Source organism: Paraburkholderia sp. RAU2J (assembly GCF_003634845.1).
GTDB lineage: Bacteria > Pseudomonadota > Gammaproteobacteria > Burkholderiales > Burkholderiaceae > Paraburkholderia > Paraburkholderia fynbosensis.
Map to the genome: position 1 here is coordinate 705,804 of NZ_RBXG01000002.1, position 18,453 is coordinate 724,256.

Here is an 18,453-nt window from a genome sequence, read left to right on the forward strand (position 1 = left end):
CCTCTGCAACCGAAATAGTTCGTAGTACGAATATAAATCATGAAACTGGAGACAGCCGTGAACAGATTTTCAGGTTTGAGCCGGGCAGTCGCGTTGTCTGCGGCGATCTTAACGACGTACGCAGCCGTCGCTGCGACGGCTGAAGGTGGGCTGACGCCATTCGGCGCGGAGATCGCCGGAAGCAAGGATGATCAGATTCCAGCGTACACGGGTGGGATAAAAGAATTGCCTGCGGGTTTCAAGCCGGATTCTGGAAAGTGGGTCGACCCATTCGCGGAAGAAAAGCCGATTTTGCAGATTACGGCCCAAAACTACCAGCAGTACTCGGATAAACTAAACGCCGGCGCAATCGAATTGTTCAAGCGCTACCCGAATTATCGCATCAACGTTTACCAAACGCACCGCAGTGCCTCGTTTCATGACTGGTACCTCAAGAACTCGGAGAAGAACTCTGAGACAGCAAAGCTTGAGAAGAACGGGCTGTCAGTAGTGGAGGCTTTCGCGGGAAAACCATTCCCGGTGCCGCAAACGGGTCTTGAGGCTCTTTGGAATTGGGAGATGCGATATGACGGTATAGCGCAATCCAATCGTACCAAAATCTGGATGGTTGATTCGAGCGGAACACCGATCTTGGTTTCACAAATCAAGGCGGACCAATACTACCCCTACTATGACGTGGATCGCGAAAGCGAGTTCAAGAAGAAGGGGGGGAGGCAATTTGGTATCAGATCTTCAACGATTATTCAGCGCCAGCCCGGATGATAGGCGCCATGTCATTGTTTTGGATGCCAATGGACATGGCGGATCATGATGAACAGACGTGGGAATACAACCCGGGACAGCGCCATGTTCGAGTTTCTCCCGATCTTGCCTACGATACGCCCGAGCCTAGCTATTCGGGCGCCATGACGATGGACGATATATTCCTGTTCTTTGGGAAGATGGATCGATGGAACGCGAAACTGGTCGGAAAGAAGGAGATGTACATCCCTTACAACGACTATCAGCAAACGTACGAAGTCCCATCGAGCAAGATTCTCACCCCCCATTTCGTAAATCCTGATTACGGACGTTGGGAGCTTCACCGTGTCTGGGTCGTTGAATTGACGCTTAAACCCGGTGCACGTCACGTCTACAGCAAAAAGGTGCTCTATATGGATGAAGATGGTGGCGGCGGAATGATGGATGCGTACGACCAGGCCGGGAAGTTGTATAGGGCTGGTTTTGAAACGACGGTTCCAGCATACGACTACAAGATTCCGTACTCTTTGCCGAACTGGTTCTACGATTTTCAGAGTGGTGTCTATATTTTCGGGAACCATGCCAGTGAATCACCGGGTGTATTTTTTAATGTCAAGTTCAGCAATAGCTACTTCACGCCGGAGCATATGCAATCAAGTGGTATTCGATAGCGGATTGCTTCAGGAGATACCGCGTGCGACATCGCGGAAGCACACATGATGCTCGAAGCACGCCGCCACAACATCTTCAAGCTGAAGATCGGCGCAAAGCCGATCAAGGCCGACATCGGACACGTCGAAGCAATCAAGCGCGAACTTGGCGATCGCGCAGCAGTGCGCGTCGATGTGAACATGGCGTGGAGCGAGGCGCAGGCATCGTGGGCAGTGCTGGCGCTGGCCGATGCTGGCTGCGAACTGGTCGAACAACCGGTAGCATCGCCGGCCGCAATGGCGCGCCTCACACGGCGCTTTCCGGTTGCGTTGATGGCCGACGAGATTCTCCATGGACCGGAAAGCGCCTTCGAGATTGCAAAGAACGCAGGCGCCGATGTGTTCTCGATCAAGATCGAGCAGAGCGGCGGCTTGTTCGCCGCCCAGCGCGTCGCCGCTATTGCCGATGCCGCCGGCATCGAGCTCTATGGCGGCACGATGCTCGAAGGCGCGTTCAGCAAAGTCGCATCCGCGCACCTGTTTGCGAGCTTTGCGAATCTTCAATGGGGCGCTGAAACGCTATCTGACTGGCTGGCGCGGCTACTTCGGTTTCTGCGAAACGCCGAGTGTTCTTCAGCGACTGGATGAATGGGTACGCCGCCGCACCCGCTGCTTCTTCTGGAAGCAGTGGCGACGCGGCAGTACCCGCCTCCGGGAGCTGCTGGCGCGCGGTGTCGATCGGAATCTTGCCGTCCAGACTGCTGGATCCCCGCACAACGCCTGGCGGCTGAGTAATAGCCCCGCGTTGCAACGGGCGCTGACCAATCGCCTTCTGCGATCGCTTGGTCTTCCAACGTTGAATATCTAGCCGGGCAACCGATCCGAACCGCCGTGTACGGACCCGTACGCACTGTGGTGTGGGAGGGGTCGGGCCGTGAGGCCTGCCCCTATCCCCATCATTCGGGCTATCTCCGGCGCTTGCACCGGGTATCCGGTGCCGCTAACTTCGACGGCACAAATCGCCATGCAGAGCTACCGGAGAGAAAACGACGGCCTCGGGTGTCGCCGAACGTCGATATGGGCTTTGGTGTGACTGAGTTCAACTGGAAGGCCGGACCCAGCACGACAACCAGCATCGGATTTGTGGCGGTCGCGAGGATCCGCAAGGCCCATGCCGCTGTCGCCGTGTTCTCCCCACTGCGCTTCGGCGAATCGCGCGGCAAGCCATTTTTCAGCGAAGCCGATGCGCTGGTGGGCGGCTCTGGCGCGGAATGACGTATTGTCGATGACCTGTTGACTTCCCTTCGCGACGCGGGAGAAGTCAATGTTATTGAGCCTTTACTGGCGAGAATTCTGAGGATAAGCGACTCGCGTGGGATGTAATAAATATTTCTCAATATCAGGTTATAAGCGGCCATGACTGAAAAAGACACTGCCCTATAAATGCCCTATTCAAATATGAATAGGGGGCGCTGCACGGCGCCATTGATTGGACTGCCAATTCAGACATGGAGGTGCGCGTCCAGATCTGCCCGGGCCCAGCCCATCAAGGCTTCCACGGTCACTCGCCGGCAGGGAATGGCAAACGTCGCCTTCCATGCAGGCTAAATAAACAGACAAATCAAAAAAGTACTCCGCATATTGCAATCGAAAACTGAGCGGTTATGATGACGTCTCCGTAAGGATTTCCCGACATTTGCTTTGCATGGCAAGGAAATATTTGCCGCCATTCGCCGTGGAGAGGGTAATTAATGCTGCGCGGCGCAGACAGACTAAATCGAGGAGACGATATGCTGAGTCCCCATGAATTCGCCACCTTAATGCTCATCAAGGACGCGCCGGATCAGATCGAACTGGGCCGCGCCGAGCTCGACACGCTGCTGGAGCGCCAACTCATATCGCTGGAAAGCCTCGCATCGGGCTATCCACGTCCTCAAGTCACAAGCGAAGGCGCTGCCATTCTTAAGGTCGTCGCGCGTAGGCGCTAGGGAATTGCGGCGCGCGCGCCGAAGAAAAACTAAGCGAAGTAGCTTTAGTTGGACTTTAATGTGTAGTGCCTCTTGCTGTAACGACCCTCCGAGTATTCGCGACGCATGCTGCCTGGCAGGCGTCCTTGCGCGTCGGTCCATCCATTATCGCCATTCGTCGCGCGAAACCGGTCGTTCGGGGCTTCGTGCGGCGGACTGAATCCTGAGGAATTTCAATAATGGCTCTATCGAGTCCCGAGCAAATCGCCGCATCGCAGAAGGCTGGCCTCGACGCATTCTTCGGATTGACCGGCAAGGTCTTTGAAGGCGTCGAAAAACTGGTCGCCCTGAACCTGCAGGTCGTCAGGTCCACGCTGGCGGAGTCGCAGGAGAACCTGAGGAAGGCGCCCGGCACAACCGACCCGCAGCAGTGGTTCACGCTGCAAGCCGGTTTCACCGCGCCTTTCGCGGAGAAATCACTGTCATACGGCCGTCAACTCTTCGACATCGCGTCAACCACGCAGGCTGAGGTCGCGCAACTCTCACAGACGCAGTACGAACGGTATAGCGCACGCATGCAGGAATTGATCGAGGAAGCGGCGAAGAGTGCTCCCGCGGGTTCCGAAGCGGCGATCGCCGCGTGGAAATCCGCGATCAGCGCCACCGCCACGCTGTGCGAATCGCTGCAAAAGACGGGGCAGCAGGCCGTGGAGATGGCCGGGACCAATCTCGAAGCCGTCACGGCCTCAGCGTCCAAGGCCACCAAACGTAGTGCCGCCGAGTCGGCTGCCGTAGTCGCGAGCGCGAAGCACTAAGACTCACGCGGGCAGCGATGCCCGCGTTGTCGGTTCCATATCTGTATGTAGGATTCCTCTTATTCATTTTGGATAAGGATCCGGCATTTCAATGCATCCAATTCTTGACTGAAGGCAGTGGTGCTCCAGACGGGCACGCCGCCGGAATTTGTGAGGACGATTCGATGGCAAAGCAGATCGCGGTAGTAACGGGTGGCATGGGTGGACTGGGTGAGGCGATCAGCATCAAGTTGCATGACGCCGGTCATGCGGTCGTAGTTACCCATTCGCCGGGCAACACCGGTGCGAACGAGTGGCTCGCACGCATGGAAGCCGAGGGACGACAGTTCCGCGCGTATGCGGTCGACGTCGCCGACTACGACTCGTGCGAAAAATGCATTGCGCAGATCCAGGCGGAAGTCGGACCGGTCGACATCCTGATCAACAACGCCGGCATCACGCGCGACGCCAGCTTCAAAAAACTGGACAAGGTCAATTGGGACGCGGTCATCCGCACCAACCTCGATTCGGTGTTCAACATGACGAAGCCGGTGTGCGACAGCATGGTCGAGCGCGGCTGGGGCCGCATCATCAACGTGTCGTCGATCATTGGCTCCAAGGGTGGGTTCGGCCAGACTAACTATGCGGCGGCAAAGGCCGGCATGCATGGTTTCACGAAATCGCTGGCGCTCGAGGTGGCGAAAAAAGGCGTCACTGTCAACACGATCTCGCCCGGCTATATCGCGACGAAGATGGTGATGGCGGTGCCCGAGGACATCCGCGAGACCAAGATCATTCCGCAGATTCCGGTCGGCCGGCTCGGGCAGCCGGACGAAGTCGCCGCACTCGTGCTGTACCTGTGCTCGCGCGAGGCGGGCTTCGTGACCGGCGCCAACATCGCGATCAATGGAGGGCAGCACCTGCAGTGAACCCGAGAGATCCGCAATGGAGGTTCCCATGAGCGAAGCAGTGGCAATCGTCGTAGGTTCATTCGTGCTGGTGACGGCAACAGCGTTCGTCGCCGCTCACTATCACCGGGAGCAAATGCGCCGAAAACTGCTTGGACGGCTGGATTACCATCGCGACTGGTGGGATTGGAGCAGCGCCCGGCATTGAATCTCTGTGCTCGCCCCCCTGTTGTTGCGGTACGGGGGGTGATTGTATTGATAGCTTGTTGATCTGGTCAGCGTCGACATTTTCATCTTGCATGATCGCCGAGAACTCCCCAGTTTTAGCGCTCGCGAGAATCAGCTTGGTCATGCTCACGCGATACTGCGGACAAAACCGATACTAAGCGGAAGCCAAACCGCTTCCGCCGTTACCTTCATCCAATCTTCAATCCATCGCGATTGGGCGAACTCACTGGACGAGTGTGTCGTCTACGACCCGCTGCCCAGCGCTGAACCCTGCCATGAGCGCGGCGGCTTCCGTCGCGAAAGGCTGCTGGTTATCTGCTGTCAGCCGTATCGGCGCAATCATGAGCCGAGTAGCGCCCGCCGTTCTAATGTGCACGACGGCGATGAAGCCACGCGGTGGCAGCAATGTAATGTTGCCAGAGGCTTCCCACACTGGTTCAAGCTCGACCGCGATCTCGAAGCCTTTGTACGTATAGATTCTTTTCATCTGTCTATTTGAACTGCGACCACGCTGTCTCGCACTCTACGAAATCAATTCTTCGACGTAGGCCCCTTCTCCCGTTCCGTAACGGAGGGTTCGCGAAAAGTGTTTGAACAATTTTTTCAGGGGCCGCCATATTCACCTTTCTTTCAAAGTTGGGGCTGGTGGGCCGCACGAATGACATTATGCTCACATACCGCCACGGTAAATGATCGGCGTCACTGGCGAGCCTCGTCGAGGCATTGATAGCTCATCGACCGCTTTCAGGCGCAGCTATCGATCGAGGCGTCGCCGCGTCGAAGGGCCGCTCGCTCCTCATGAGTTGACGTTCGCGAACAGCTCGTGACGGGCCGTTTCTGGCCCAGACTGTCAACTGGTTGCGAGTTTCGGTTGAAGCGATCTGGCGGCGGTCAACGGAATCGGCAAGCAGGCGAGACCAGGCGCGTCGAGGTCGGCGACGAGGCAGTTTTGCGTTGTCATGGATGTACTTCGGCAGGGTGAGGACGAAGGTGATCACGGCGCGCTGAGCCGGACATGAAGCATGGACCTCGACTGCCAGATCAACTACCGCAATAGTGTCGTAGATTGATCATCGTGTAGGCTATGGTCTTGAATGCGTAGTGTAACTGACTGATACAGCAAGCGCGGCGATACCTACTTGCGCACATTGCTGATCCACGGGGCGCGTTCAGTGATCTTACGGGCCGGAACCAAGGCCGACGGCTGGCTGCGCACATTGATCGGGCGCCGCGACGCCAATGTCGCTGCCGTGGCATTGGCCAACAAGAATGCGCGCATCGTGTGGGCGCTGCTGGCACGCGATCGCGAATTCCGGCCTGACTACACGGCCGCTGTCGCTGTCGCATAGCCGGGTCGGTTGACCGAAGTTCAATCTCAGCGAACGACATACAAGGGGAACTCGCACCCTCACAGATTGCTCAGGTAATCACGCAGTGATGGCATAACAGGTTAGACCGGGGTTGGGACAGCTCGATGAAGCATGAGCACCTCCGAGTGCATGAACACGATAGAGCCCCGACCAGCGGATTCCATCAGGGACAGCGGGCAAGCCCGTACCAAAGTCCGAATGTACGCATGCAGTCTTGACCCTCGCGCCATCATGAACTGAGAGCTTGGCAAGTCGGGGGCGTCCATGCACGTGCTTCACATTCGCCAGCCCAGGGATCTCTGCTTTGGCGGCCGGGTAGCTGCGCAACTGGTCAGTGACGATCTTTCGGGCACTGGGCTGGAGCGCAGCACACGCTTGAAGAATCGCTTGGCCGCCGCCTTGTCGCGGCGCTTCTGAAGCAGGATGTCGAGTTCAATGCCGTGCTCATCGACTGCACGACACAGCAGCCAGGGCTCGCCGCGTAGTGTCACGAACATCTCGTCGAGATGCCACGTGCTACCTGGCTTGCGTCGTGTGGCTTTCACCCGGTGAGCAAAGCCCTTACCGAATTTGTCGCACCAGCATCGGATTGTCTCGTATGTCACGATCGCGCCACGCTCGAAGAGCAGTTCCTCGACGTCGCGCAAGCTCAACTGGAAGCGAAAATACCAGCGCACAGCGCAACTGATGACTGCGGCGGGAAAACGATGACCGTGATAAAGCGATTTTGATTTCTTCACCACACCATCTTACGTGACCAACCCAACAACCTGACAACGCCGTCTGGCCGGTGTGTTGAACCTCGTGTCGAAGAATGAAATTGTGGCCAACTACTAAACGGCTTTACCAGGAATCTGCTTGCACATCCTGCTTCGTAACTGGCGCATGACGAGTGTGCTCACGGCGCCTCTCCGTACGACGCGCAATACAGAACGATTTGGTCCCACGCCAGGTCCCGACCGAAGCAGCAACTCGCTCATCGAAGCGGCGAATCGGATCGCGTGAACGTTGCATTGCCAATGCAGTCGTATGCGAAACAGGCGCCGCAATTTCCGCATCTGGCCTTGACTGTCGTGTCATCGGTAGCGGCGTTACAAACGTTGAATGGTGATGGTATCGACCGCGGTCGATGAAACCCCGCCATCTTTATTACATTCAACCTCAAAGTAACTTCCCACGTGATTACGATCCAAATGCCATTTTCTTTCGCTTTCATTAAAAGGATCGGAGCGCTCGCCGCGCTGAGCGGTATCCTGGCCGTGGCGAATTGTGCGAATGCCGCTGATAACGTGATCGTTCTCGATTCAGGTGAATCGCAACTGACGCTGATCGACGAGGCCACGCATAAGGTTATCGGCACGGAGCCGACCGGCAAGGAACCGCACCATCTGATGATCACGCCCGACGGCCGCTCGCTGATCGTTGCCGATTCGGTGTCGAATAACCTGATGTTCCTCGACCCGCATAGCGGCAAGGTGCAGCGTACTGTGCAGGACATCGAAGACCCGTATCAGTTGGGCTTCTCTCCTGATCACAAGTGGTTTGTCACGGCTGCGCTGCGTATGGACCGCGTCGACATCTACCGCTATGACGGCACGAATATGGCGCTGGTCAAGCATATCGAACTGGCGAAGACTCCTAGCCACATGACGTTCGCTTCGGACAACCGCACCGTGTTCGTCACGTTGCAGGATTCCGGCGAACTCGCGGCGATCGATCTGCCGACGCAGAAAGTGCTTTGGAAAATGCACGTGGGAGATGAACCCGCAGGTCTGTGGATGACCCCCGGCGACCGCTACCTGCTGGTCGGCATGACCGGCGAAGACGACGTGACCGTGGTGGACTGGCACAAGCAGCAGGTCGTCAGGAAGATCCACACGGGCCGTGGCGCGCACAATTTCCGCAACCTCGATGACGGCAAGCATGTGGTGGTCTCCAATCGCGTCGAAAGCACCATCAGCATCATCGACTACACCACGCTCACCAATACCGGCGATATCACGGGCCTGATGCCTGGGCCCGACGACATGGAACTAACTCCCGACAAGCGCTATCTATGGGTGGGGTTCCGATTCGCGAAGCATGTGGGCATCATCGATCTGACCACCCGCAAGCTGATCGACACTATTGCGGTGGGCCGCTCTCCGCACGGCATCTATTTCGACAATCGCGCGCCGGTCGCGTCGCCCAATCCGGACTAAGCTGGGCGAGTCGTCTAAAACTTGCCGTTACATGAGCAGTGGCAGAACTGGAAAAACACGAGGATTCTGATGTTTCATGAAATCGTCGCACAACTCGACAATATGGTGTCCGCGCTGCAGACGCAGTTATATGTCGATGTCGTGCAGCCGTTCTTCTATCGCTTCGGCTTGATGGGTTACGATGAAGACACCTATGACGCACTGTACTGGGTGATCATCGGCGTGCTGGAAATCGTCGTGACGTATCTCGCGTTACGGCCGCTCGAAGCGCTGCGCCCCATCGAGCTGTGGCAGGGTCGAAAGGCGCTGCGCGCCGACGTGATCTACACGTGGATCACCAAGCTCGGCATCATTAACATTGCGTTCTTTTTCATGCTGCAGCCGCTGTTCGATCACTGGCAGAGTCTGATCGCGATCTACGGCATACCGAACATCGATATCGACAACCTCTGGCCAGGCGTGACGGATCAGCCAGTCGTATCGTTCCTGATCTACCTGGTCGTGCTCGATTTCGCCGGCTACTGGTATCACCGCTGGCAGCATCGTTTCGGAGTGTGGTGGGAACTGCATGCGGTGCATCACAGCCAGCAGCAGATGTCGCTGTGGGCCGATGACCGCAACCACTTTCTCGACGACATCATCCAGATAGCGTTCTTCGCGGCGATCTCGCTGTTTATCGGCGTGCAGCCGAACCAGTTCGTGGTACTGGTCGCAGTCAGCAACTTCATGCAGAGCATCCAGCACGTCAATGCACGACTGCCGTATGGCTGGCTGCTCGAACGCGTGATTGTCAGCCCGACTTTTCATCGGCGCCACCACGCGATTGGTTACGGTCACGAAGGCACGGCTTACGGTTGCAATTTCGGCGTGCTATTTCCGTGGTGGGATATGTTGTTCCGCACCGCTTCATGGAACCCCGTCGTCGAACCGACCGGCATCCGCGACCAACTCCCCGCGCCGCATGGTCCAGGACGTTCGTATGGCAATGGATTGATCGCGCAGCAGTGGCATGCATTCGGCAGAATTGTGAAGCGTTTGCGCGGGCAAAGAAATTACGCGGCTGGTGGGCGCCGCTTCTGAAGCCGGATGTCGAGTTCGGCGTCATGCTCGTCGACCGCGCGCCACAACAGGCAACGCTACGCCGCGTAGCGTGACGAACACCTCGTCAAGGTGCCATGTGCTGCCCGGCTTTTGCCGGGTCGATTTCGCGCGGTGTCCAAAGTTTGCACCGAACTTTTCACACCAGCATCGGATCGTCTCGTATGTCACGATCACGCCGCGCTCGAAGAGCAGTTCTTCGATGTCGCGCAAGCTCAACTCGAAGCGAAAGTACCACCGCACGGCGCTACTGATTACGTTGGCAGGGAAGCGGTGGCCGTGACAGAGCTTTTTGGGTTTCTTCATCGCGTCATCTTACGCGACGACCCCAGCAACCTGACAATGCGATAGCGGCAGTTGGTCCATGTTTCGAAAAGCACCGATTTGATTGAGGCACGAACCTTGGCACGGCCGGCCTGAACGGCCGAGGACGAGACGATCGTGATCGTCGGGGGAACGTCCTTTACTGGGGCGGAACCGACGTTCGAATGTCCAATCTGAGAGCGCGGTCGAACGGCTGGTTATGGTCGAATCGCGATGATCCGGAACACGAACGCCGGGATCGGACTACGCTCGCGCAACTCAACGAGGGATCGATAGTCGTGCCGGCCGGCCGGATGGCGAACCGGGTCGGGGGAATTGCGCGTAACCGATTCGTTGGCTCTGCGGCGGCGGAGTGGAAGCTTTAGTCGCAGGCTGATTGTTTTTCATCGTCATGACGCTGTTTTCTGTACAGGTACGTACCATGAAGCGCCAGGGCGTGATTGCGCTTCGTCGTCGCGATAGCTGACCTGGGTTGGAACCGACTCGCCGTCGAAAAAGATGCGCCGGTGCAACATTCGCCAATAAAGCGGGACAGACTTTCAGTGAACACGAGAGCCCGCGCCTTGACGATTGCTGCAGAGGAAAAATCACCCCGTTAGTTCGTGCGAACGCCGCTCGCGGACACGGCTGCGCGGGCTTTCGAAGGATTACCAAGACCGCTCTCTTGCAGCCAATAGCCAAGGCCGACGAAGATTCCGCCACCGGCCAGATTGCCTAGCGTGACAAAAAGTTCGTTATGCAAAGCACCGGAAAACGTGATGTTGGCCGGGTGCTGGCCGGTTAGTGCAAGCGCGAACACGAACATGTTTGCGACGCTGTGCTCGAAGCCGCAGGCCACAAACGCAAACACCGGCCAAAAGATCAGTCCCAGCTTTGCAGCGTCATTGTTCGTGCGAGCTGCCATCCAGATCGCCAGGCAGACAAGCCAGTTGCAAAGGAGGCCCTTCGCGAACAGCGGAACCCCTGGCGTTGCCATCTTCGTTTCGACCGTCTTGAAGAAAATCTCTGAACCATCGGTTAGTAGTACTCCCCCTCCGGCTGCGTGCAGTATCACCGCGAGCACGACAGCGCCGATCAGGTTGCCGATCCAGCATGTCACCCACACCAGGACCATGCCACCCACGCCGGTCTCGCCCCGAAATACAGCAAGCGGCATATACATCGCCGTGCCGGTGAACAAATCGGAGCCAGCGAATACCACGATGGTGAGGGCACACGCGAAAACCGCCCCCATGATGAGGTGCACATAAGCCGGATCGACATGCGAGCCAACTGAAAACATAAGAATGTCGCCGAACCCGATATAGGCGCCAGCCATTGCCGCGCCGATAAGGAAAGAGAGCGGCGAGCGGAGAACGACCGATACTTTATACGCACCGGCTTTCGAGAACTTATCAATACTGTCTGCGTACATCACTGCTCCGGAAAAGAATCCCCGTGTCGGCTGCCCGGGGGAGTGACAAATTAGCGCACATGATAGGTCGGTATAAGCTCTCCTTCATTACCAAACCGGCCTGAAAAGGTAACATCAGCCACTTCTTGATGCTGTATTCCTGTCGGTGGCCGGCTTCTGTGCTCCTTTCTGTTGCGGACGCATCGAAAGGGCGTTCGACCTAAAGATCGCTTGCTTAACCAGCGTCGTTTTCTGCCGTGCGGCGCGTCGAGATCGCGGGCGCTACAGCACGACTCATCGCTTCGGATCACAACCAACATTGCGTCGTACAGCACCACGCGAAAGCCGACACCTACGGAGCATGTCGATGTTGATCAGGAACGCTCGCGTCGTCACGCGGAACGAGGAATTTACGGGAACGTTGCGGATTGAAAACGGCGTCATTGTCGACCTTCAACGAGGGACGACGTCGGCGGCCGAAGCCGAAGACTGGGACGGTGACTATCTGTTGCCGGGCTTGGTCGAACTACACACAGACAATCTCGAGAAGCATCTGGCGCCGCGGCGGGGCGTGAGATGGAATATCGACGCGGCGTTTGTGATTCATGACGCACAGGTGGCCGCGTTCCGCCACATCGGACTGCTACGCGTGCTATCGACAGCGTGCGCAAACCGGGTCACCTTCCCGGTTGCGCCCTGTGCAGACCTTCAATATGCGCCGTGCGCTATCTTTGTCGCAACCAGTGCAGGCGTGGCAGCCACTTGGGCGAGTTCATCGCTCGACCATCCGCCGCCCAGTGCATGCAGCAGTTGCACGTTGGCACTTAGCTGGCGTGTCTGGATATCGAGCACGCTGCGTCGTGCTTCGAGTGCGACGGTCTGCGCCTGCACGACATCGAGGTAACCTACAGTGCCCTGGCGATATTGGCGCAGCGCCAGATCTACCGAGTATTGCGCGGCATTCGCGGCATCCTTTTGCTCGCCAAGCGCGGTGCCGAGATACGACAGCAGCGAAAGGTTGTCCTCGACCTGCTGGAATGCCGACAGAACCACGCTGCGGTAGCGGTCTCCGGCTTCCTCGGTTGCCGCCTTCGCGGCGTCGAGTTGCGCGCGGCGGTAGCCGCCGTCGAAGACGTATTGCACGAGCTGCGGTCCAATCGCCCAGAACAGATTAGGCGCGCTAACCAGTCCAGCATACGCGGCACTTTGCACGCCACCCTGCAAGCTCAGCGTGATGTCCGGGAAATAGGCCGCGCGCGCGACGCCAATCTTTGCGTTGGCCTCGGCAACCCGGCGCTCCGCTGCTGCGACGTCGGGGCGACGTTGCAACAGCGTCGAGGGCAGGTCGGTTGGAATCGCCGGCAATGCGATGTCGGCGGTCTGCTGCGGCAGGCTGAATTCGGACGCGGAAGTGCCGACGAGCACGGCAATCGCGTGTTCGATGAGCGCTCGTTGCGCGAGATTCTGCGACAACTGGGACTTCGCCGACGACAATTGTGTTTGAGCCCGCGAAACGTCGAGGCCCGCCACGATGCCGTTGTCATGCAGCGTCTGCGTGAGTTGCAGCGCTTTCGCATACGCCATGACCGTCTCGTTCAGCAACTCGGTCTGCTGGTCGAGGCCCCGCAAACTGATGTAATTGTCCGCGAGTGCCACTTGCAGGCTCAGTTTCACCGACGCCAGATCGGCTTTGGTCGCCTGAGCCTCATCCTTGCCGGCCACCACGGAGTCACGCACGCGGCCCCACAGGTCGAGGTCGTAATTGACTTCGGCGCCGAGCGTGACGGAGTTGTAGTCGTTCGGGCCGCCCGCGCGCAACGGCCGGTTGTCGGACTGGCGAACACGCTGCGGCACGGCGCTTGCGCTGATGGTCGGATACAGTCCCGACGCGACCTGCGCGACGAAAGCCTGCGCTTGCGCATAGTGCGCGTACGCGGCGTGCAGATCGGTGTTGTTGGCCAGCAGACGCGTTTCGAGATCGTCGAGTGGCGCGTCGCCATATATTTTCCACCAGCCGTTACGGTCAATCCGGTCGGCAGGCTGAGCGGCAGTCCAAGGACCAACGGTTTTGTATTGCGCCGCTATTGGCGCCGAAGGCACCTGATATTGTGGCGCGAGCGAGCAGGCGGAGAGCGCCAGGACGCCCGTTAAAAGCGCGACCCGTCCAGGCTTAACCATGTGCGGCCGCCTTCGTGTCCGTGGCCGGCGCAACCTGCACGACGTCGCCGTCGGCGAGTCCGTCGGGCGGCGTATCGATCACGCGATCGCTGGCGGCGAGTCCCGAGCCGATCTCCACCGAGTCGCCCAGATCGCGGTCGATCTTCACCTGCTTGAACAGTACGTGACTGTTCGCACCGAGCGTGGCGACCACGACGCCGCGGCTATCGAACACGAGCGCGCTAGCCGGCACCCGAAGTGAATCGGCGGACGCGGGCAACGTGAATTTCAGGCTGGCGAAACCGCCCGGCAGCAGCTTGCCGTCGGCATTGTCGACCAGCAACTGCACCAGCGTCGTTCCCGAACTCGAATTGACGGAGTCTGCCGCTGCAATCACGCGCGCAGTGAACTGCTGGTCGGCGTACTCGGGAACGGTCAGGGTCGCGGTCGTGCCATCGTGGATCGCCGGAGCGTAGTTCTGCGGTACCTGAACATACACGCGCAACTGCTTGACGTCGGAGACCGCGAACAGCTCCTGGCCGACGCCGCCGCTACCGGCATTCACCAGCGCGCCAACGTCGGTGTCGCGCGCGGTCACCACGCCGTCGAACGGCGCGACGATCCGCGCGAAGGCCTTCGTCGCGGCGAGGCGATCGACGTTGGCCTTCGCGGCCGCCACGATCGCCTCCTTCGCGGTGTAATCAGCAGTGCGTTGGTCGACGTCCTGCTGGGCCACGGAATCGGTGCCTCTTAGCGCCTCCCAGCGCTTCGCCGTCGTACCCGCTACGACGGCATTCGCCTGCGCACTCTGCAGATCGGCGCGTGCCTGAAGGAGCTGCTGATCAAGCTCGGGTGTTTCGATTTCGGCGAGCACCTGACCCGCCTTGACCGGCGCGCCAATATCGACGCTCCATGATTTCAGGTAGCCGCTGACCTGCGCGAAAATCGGCGCCCGTGTAAACGCTTCGAGCCGGCCGGGCAGTCGCAGTGAAGGTCCGTTGGGATCGCGCATGGGCTGGATCAGATTGACTGTCGGTACGGCCTGAGCCTCCGTCCAGGTTTTCAGCTTGCGGGCGTCGACAGCTCGCAGCGCGACACCGCCAACGACGATGCCTAAGGCGATCAACAGGCCGATCACGCCCGCGATCCGGAGCGGACGGCGCGACGGGGGCGTGTGAGTGGGAAAAGCGGATTCAGACGACATGGGCAGGACCTCCCGGGACGGATGCTGGGGTCGCCGCGCGCCCGGGGCGCGCGTGAACAATACAGAAGATGACGGGGACCAGGAACAGCGAAGCCGTGGTGGCAAACATTAAACCGCCGATCACGGCGCGGCCGAGCGGCGCGTTTTGCTCACCGCCTTCGCCGAGGGCGAGCGCCATCGGCGCCATGCCGATGATCATGGATAGCGCGGTCATGAGCACCGGGCGAAAGCGCGTAAAGCCCGCTTCGAGTGCCGCCTTGAACGGATCGCCATGGACGGCAAGACGTTCGCGGCAGAAGCTGACGACCAGAATCGAATTGGCGGTCGCCACCCCCATGCACATGATCGCGCCAGTGAGTGCGGGTACGGAGAGCGTCGTGTGCGTCGCGAACAGCATCCAGACGATGCCCGCCAACGCCGCCGGCAATGCGCTCACAATCACGAACGGATCGGCCCACGACTGGAAATTGACGACGATCAGCAGATAGATCAGCACCACTGCGCCAAGCAGGCCGAACAACATGCCGGCGAAGGCGCTGTTCATCGTCTGCACCTGACCCAGCAGCGCGACGCTCGAGCCCTTCGGCAAGGTGCTGGCGTTCTGGTGCATGATGCGCTGGATATCGGCCGACACCGCGCCGAGATCGCGGTCCTGGGTGGTCGCGAAGATCTCGACCATGGGCTGGATGTTGTATTGGCTGACGACTTCGTTGCTGGTGGTGCGCTCGACCGTCGCCAGACCGCCGAGAATCTGGGCGGTGCCTCCGCCGCTGGCGGTGATCGGCAGGTTTTGCAACGCTGCCAGTGAATCGAGACTGTATTGCGGCGTTTGCATCACGATCGGATACGACACGCCGTTTGCATTGTTCAGCCAGTACGTGGGCGCCACCTGGCTCGAACCCGCGAGGTTCACCACCATGCTGTTGGTCACGTCGCGCTCAGTGATGCCGAGCAACTGTGCACGCGTGCGGTCGACATCGACGTTGAAGGTGGGGTTGCCGTGCGACTGCGCGATCCGTGCATCGACCACGCCGGGCACGTCGCGTACCGCGCGCAGCAAATGGTCTGCATACGCGTAGTCGGCGTTCAGGTTGTTGCCGCGGATCTGCAGGTCGATCGGTGCTGGCGAGCCGAAGTTAAGGATCTGGCCGATGATGTCCGCCGGTGGGAAAGAGAACGTGACCCCCGGGAATTCCCGCGGCAATCTTTCACGCATCATGCGGACATACCCGTCGGTCGGACGATGCCCTTCGTTCAGCGCAATCTGGATGTCGCCGTCCTGCGAACCGACCGTCCCGGTGTTGTTGTAAGCGGTATTGATGCCGCTGACCGGCAGCCCCATATTGTCGACCACCGTGCCGAGGTCGGACGGCGGGATGATCTGGCGGATCGCGCCTTCGACATTCGCGAATAATTGCGCAGTCTTTTCGACGCGCACCCCAACTGGTGCGCGCACATGCATCAGGATCTGCCCGGCATCGACCGCCGGGAAGAAGTCGCGGCCGAGCAAGGGCGCGAGGGCGAACGAGAGCGCGACGAAGCCGAGGAAGCAACTGACGAACGGACGCCGATGGTTCAGCGCGAGCTCGAGTAACACGCGATACACGCCACGCACCTTTTCAAAGCGCGCCTCGAAGCCGCGCTGGAAGCGTCCGAGCGGACCCGGACGTCGGGTCTCATCGGCGTGCTCACCCTGCGTATGCGGTTTCAGCAGGTATTTGGCCATTGTGGGCACGAGGGTTCTCGAGAGGATGAACGACGAGATCATCGCGAAAATGACGGCCTCCGCCATCGGCACGAACAGGAAGCGCGCCACGCCGTTCAGGAAGAACATCGGCACGAACACGATGCAGATGCACAGCAGGGAAACGAACGCGGGTGTGACGATCTGCGCGGCGCCATCGAGGATAGCGGTCTCCACCTCCTTGCCGTGCTCGAGGTGCCAGTTGATGTTCTCGATCGTCACGGTCGCATCGTCGACAAGAATCCCCACCGCTAGCGCGAGACCGCCGAGCGTCATGATGTTCAAGGTTTCGCCGAGTGCAGAGAGCGTGGCGATCGAGCCGAGAATGGCCAGTGGGATCGAGGTTGCGATGATGATCGTCGAACGCCAGCTGCCGAGGAACAGCAGAATCATCAGGCTGGTGAGCACGGCCGCGATCACGCCTTCACGTGCCACACCGGTGATGGCTGCGCGCACGAAGATCGACTGGTCGCCGATCGGTTCGACATTGAGGTTATCGGGCCACGACGCTTTCCCGTTGGCGATTTGCTGCTTGATGCCGGAGATGATCCCGAGCGTCGAAACCGAGCCGTTCTTGAGTACCGACATCAGCACCGAGCGCCGGCCGTTCACATGGACGATATTGGTTTGCGGCGGACTGCCGTCGCGAACATTCGCAATGTCTCGAATAGTGACCGTCGTGCCATTGGCGGCCTTGACCGGTAGATCGCCCAAGGCCTTGATTTCCGAAGGCGCATTGTTGAGTTGCAACGTGTATTCGTAGTCGCCGATCTTTTCGGTGCCGACCGGCGTGATCAGGTTCTGACCCGCCAGCGCATTGGCGACGTCCTGCGCGGATAAACCGCGCGCCTGCAGTGCCGCAGGATCAATGTCAATCTGCACTTGGCGCGTCTTGCCGCCGAACGGGTAGGGAACGGACGCACCGGCGACAGTCGTCAGAACGGGACGCACCGCATTCAGACCGAGGTCGCCCAGCCTCTGCTCGGACAGCCCCTTGCCCGATAGCGCCAACTGGATGATTGGCACTGTCGACGCGTTGTAATTGAGGATCAGCGGCGGCGTAGTGCCCGCGGGCAACTGCCGCAACTGAGTTTGCGCGACCGCGGTCACTTGCGCGTTCGCCGTGCTGATATTCACGCCCGGCTGGAAGAAGATCTTGATGATCCCGAAACCGGCGACCGATTCCGCCTCGATGTGTTCGACATCGTTCACGGTGGTAGTCAGCGTGCGTTCGAACGGCGACGTGATCCGGCCGACCATCTGGTCGGGCGGCAGCCCCGTGTATTGCCACACCACGCTAATCACCGGGATTCTGATATCCGGGAAAATGTCGGTGGGCGTCTTCATCGCCGACAGTGGCCCGATGATGAGGATGAAGATTGCCAGAACGACGAAAGTGTAGGGTCGTCGGAGCGCGATACGAACTAGACCGAGCATGAGAATTCCAGGGCTTGGGGGAAACGCAAGAGCATCTTGCAGAGATCTGGCGCAGGAAGATGTTCGCAATGAGGATGATTGCTTTGTGACCTATGTCGGGTGTTCCCAAACGCAACCAAAGTGCGAATGTACACAACGCTCTGGATTCCTGCAGACGGAGAAATAGCATCCGGGCAACGTTTGAATGCCAGGCGAGTCAATTTCTTTCTATCTGCGCATATCGGGAAAACCTTGTCC

15 protein-coding genes and 5 pseudogenes are annotated in these 18,453 nt (G+C 59.0%); 13 read left to right on the plus strand and 7 right to left on the minus strand.

Annotated elements, in window-relative coordinates:
• The first annotated feature begins 39 nt into the window (after positions 1-39).
• From B0G69_RS42780 to B0G69_RS41445, 9 genes and pseudogenes are all read left to right on the plus strand, one after another.
• Positions 40-762 carry a DUF1329 domain-containing protein gene (locus B0G69_RS42780; protein ID WP_277873553.1) on the plus strand — a complete coding sequence of 241 codons (723 nt, stop codon included), beginning with the start codon at positions 40-42 and terminating at the stop codon, positions 760-762.
• A complete protein-coding gene (locus B0G69_RS42785; protein WP_277873554.1) occupies positions 759-1,412 on the plus strand; it encodes a DUF1329 domain-containing protein in 654 nt (217 codons plus the stop codon). The genes B0G69_RS42780 and B0G69_RS42785 overlap by 4 nt, the downstream gene beginning before the upstream one ends.
• A gap of 3 nt (positions 1,413-1,415) precedes the next feature.
• Positions 1,416-1,961: pseudogene (locus B0G69_RS20620) on the plus strand (enolase C-terminal domain-like protein); the annotation flags it as partial.
• Positions 1,879-2,259, plus strand: a complete 381-nt coding sequence (locus B0G69_RS41960; protein WP_241991415.1) for a group II intron maturase-specific domain-containing protein — start codon at positions 1,879-1,881, stop codon at positions 2,257-2,259. The pseudogene B0G69_RS20620 and the gene B0G69_RS41960, both read left to right, overlap by 83 nt.
• Positions 2,260-2,450: 191 nt before the next feature.
• A complete protein-coding gene (locus B0G69_RS20630) occupies positions 2,451-2,666 on the plus strand; it encodes a hypothetical protein (RefSeq protein WP_241991416.1) in 216 nt (71 codons plus the stop codon).
• A gap of 515 nt (positions 2,667-3,181) precedes the next feature.
• Entirely contained in the window at positions 3,182-3,379 is a 198-nt protein-coding gene (locus tag B0G69_RS20635) for a hypothetical protein (protein WP_121320539.1), read from the plus strand.
• Between the two features lie 218 nt (positions 3,380-3,597).
• Positions 3,598-4,173, plus strand: coding sequence for a phasin family protein (locus B0G69_RS20640; protein ID WP_121320541.1), 576 nt, complete (start codon positions 3,598-3,600; stop codon positions 4,171-4,173).
• A gap of 164 nt (positions 4,174-4,337) precedes the next feature.
• Complete coding sequence (phbB, locus tag B0G69_RS20645) at positions 4,338-5,081, plus strand: acetoacetyl-CoA reductase (protein WP_121320543.1); 744 nt, start codon at positions 4,338-4,340, stop codon at positions 5,079-5,081.
• Positions 5,082-5,109: 28 nt separating this feature from the next.
• Positions 5,110-5,268 carry a hypothetical protein gene (locus B0G69_RS41445; protein ID WP_199731434.1) on the plus strand — a complete coding sequence of 53 codons (159 nt, stop codon included), beginning with the start codon at positions 5,110-5,112 and terminating at the stop codon, positions 5,266-5,268.
• A 243-nt stretch (positions 5,269-5,511) separates the two neighbouring features.
• On the opposite strand, the gene B0G69_RS20650 is transcribed toward B0G69_RS41445, so the two are convergent.
• Positions 5,512-5,775: a hypothetical protein gene (locus B0G69_RS20650; RefSeq protein WP_121320545.1), complete on the minus strand. Its 264-nt coding sequence runs from the start codon at positions 5,773-5,775 to the stop codon at positions 5,512-5,514.
• Positions 5,776-6,406: 631 nt separating this feature from the next.
• Between B0G69_RS20650 and B0G69_RS20655 the strand changes: the two are divergent.
• A pseudogene (locus B0G69_RS20655) lies at positions 6,407-6,637 on the plus strand (IS110 family transposase); the annotation flags it as partial.
• A gap of 288 nt (positions 6,638-6,925) precedes the next feature.
• On the opposite strand, the pseudogene B0G69_RS20660 reads toward B0G69_RS20655, so the two are convergent.
• A pseudogene (locus B0G69_RS20660) lies at positions 6,926-7,398 on the minus strand (IS6 family transposase); the annotation flags it as partial.
• A gap of 453 nt (positions 7,399-7,851) precedes the next feature.
• On the opposite strand from B0G69_RS20660, the gene B0G69_RS20665 reads away from it, so the two are divergent.
• Complete coding sequence (locus tag B0G69_RS20665) at positions 7,852-8,859, plus strand: beta-propeller fold lactonase family protein (RefSeq protein WP_121320547.1); 1,008 nt, start codon at positions 7,852-7,854, stop codon at positions 8,857-8,859.
• Positions 8,860-8,928: 69 nt separating this feature from the next.
• Entirely contained in the window at positions 8,929-9,939 is a 1,011-nt protein-coding gene (locus B0G69_RS20670; protein ID WP_121320549.1) for a sterol desaturase family protein, read from the plus strand.
• Here B0G69_RS20670 and B0G69_RS20675 read toward each other — a convergent pair.
• Both B0G69_RS20675 and B0G69_RS20680 read right to left on the minus strand, forming a co-directional pair.
• A pseudogene (locus B0G69_RS20675) lies at positions 9,927-10,263 on the minus strand (DDE-type integrase/transposase/recombinase); the annotation flags it as partial. The gene B0G69_RS20670 and the pseudogene B0G69_RS20675 sit on opposite strands and share 13 nt — an antisense overlap.
• Positions 10,264-10,876: 613 nt before the next feature.
• Positions 10,877-11,695: a formate/nitrite transporter family protein gene (locus B0G69_RS20680; protein ID WP_121320551.1), complete on the minus strand. Its 819-nt coding sequence runs from the start codon at positions 11,693-11,695 to the stop codon at positions 10,877-10,879.
• A gap of 346 nt (positions 11,696-12,041) precedes the next feature.
• Between B0G69_RS20680 and B0G69_RS20685 the strand changes: the two are divergent.
• Positions 12,042-12,299, plus strand: a pseudogene (locus B0G69_RS20685) (alpha-D-ribose 1-methylphosphonate 5-triphosphate diphosphatase); the annotation flags it as partial.
• Between the two features lie 83 nt (positions 12,300-12,382).
• On the opposite strand, the gene B0G69_RS20690 reads toward B0G69_RS20685, so the two are convergent.
• From B0G69_RS20690 to B0G69_RS20700, 3 genes are read right to left on the minus strand one after another with little or no spacing between them, the layout of a single operon-like run.
• A complete protein-coding gene (locus B0G69_RS20690; protein ID WP_121320553.1) occupies positions 12,383-13,852 on the minus strand; it encodes an efflux transporter outer membrane subunit in 1,470 nt (489 codons plus the stop codon).
• The gene (locus tag B0G69_RS20695; RefSeq protein WP_121320555.1) at positions 13,845-15,035 is read right to left on the minus strand and encodes an efflux RND transporter periplasmic adaptor subunit; all 1,191 of its coding nucleotides are present in this window, start codon (positions 15,033-15,035) and stop codon (positions 13,845-13,847) included. Before B0G69_RS20695 ends, B0G69_RS20690 begins: the two co-directional genes overlap by 8 nt.
• The gene (locus B0G69_RS20700) at positions 15,025-18,216 is read right to left on the minus strand and encodes an efflux RND transporter permease subunit (RefSeq protein WP_121320557.1); all 3,192 of its coding nucleotides are present in this window, start codon (positions 18,214-18,216) and stop codon (positions 15,025-15,027) included. Before B0G69_RS20700 ends, B0G69_RS20695 begins: the two co-directional genes overlap by 11 nt.
• Positions 18,217-18,453: the final 237 nt, after the last annotated feature.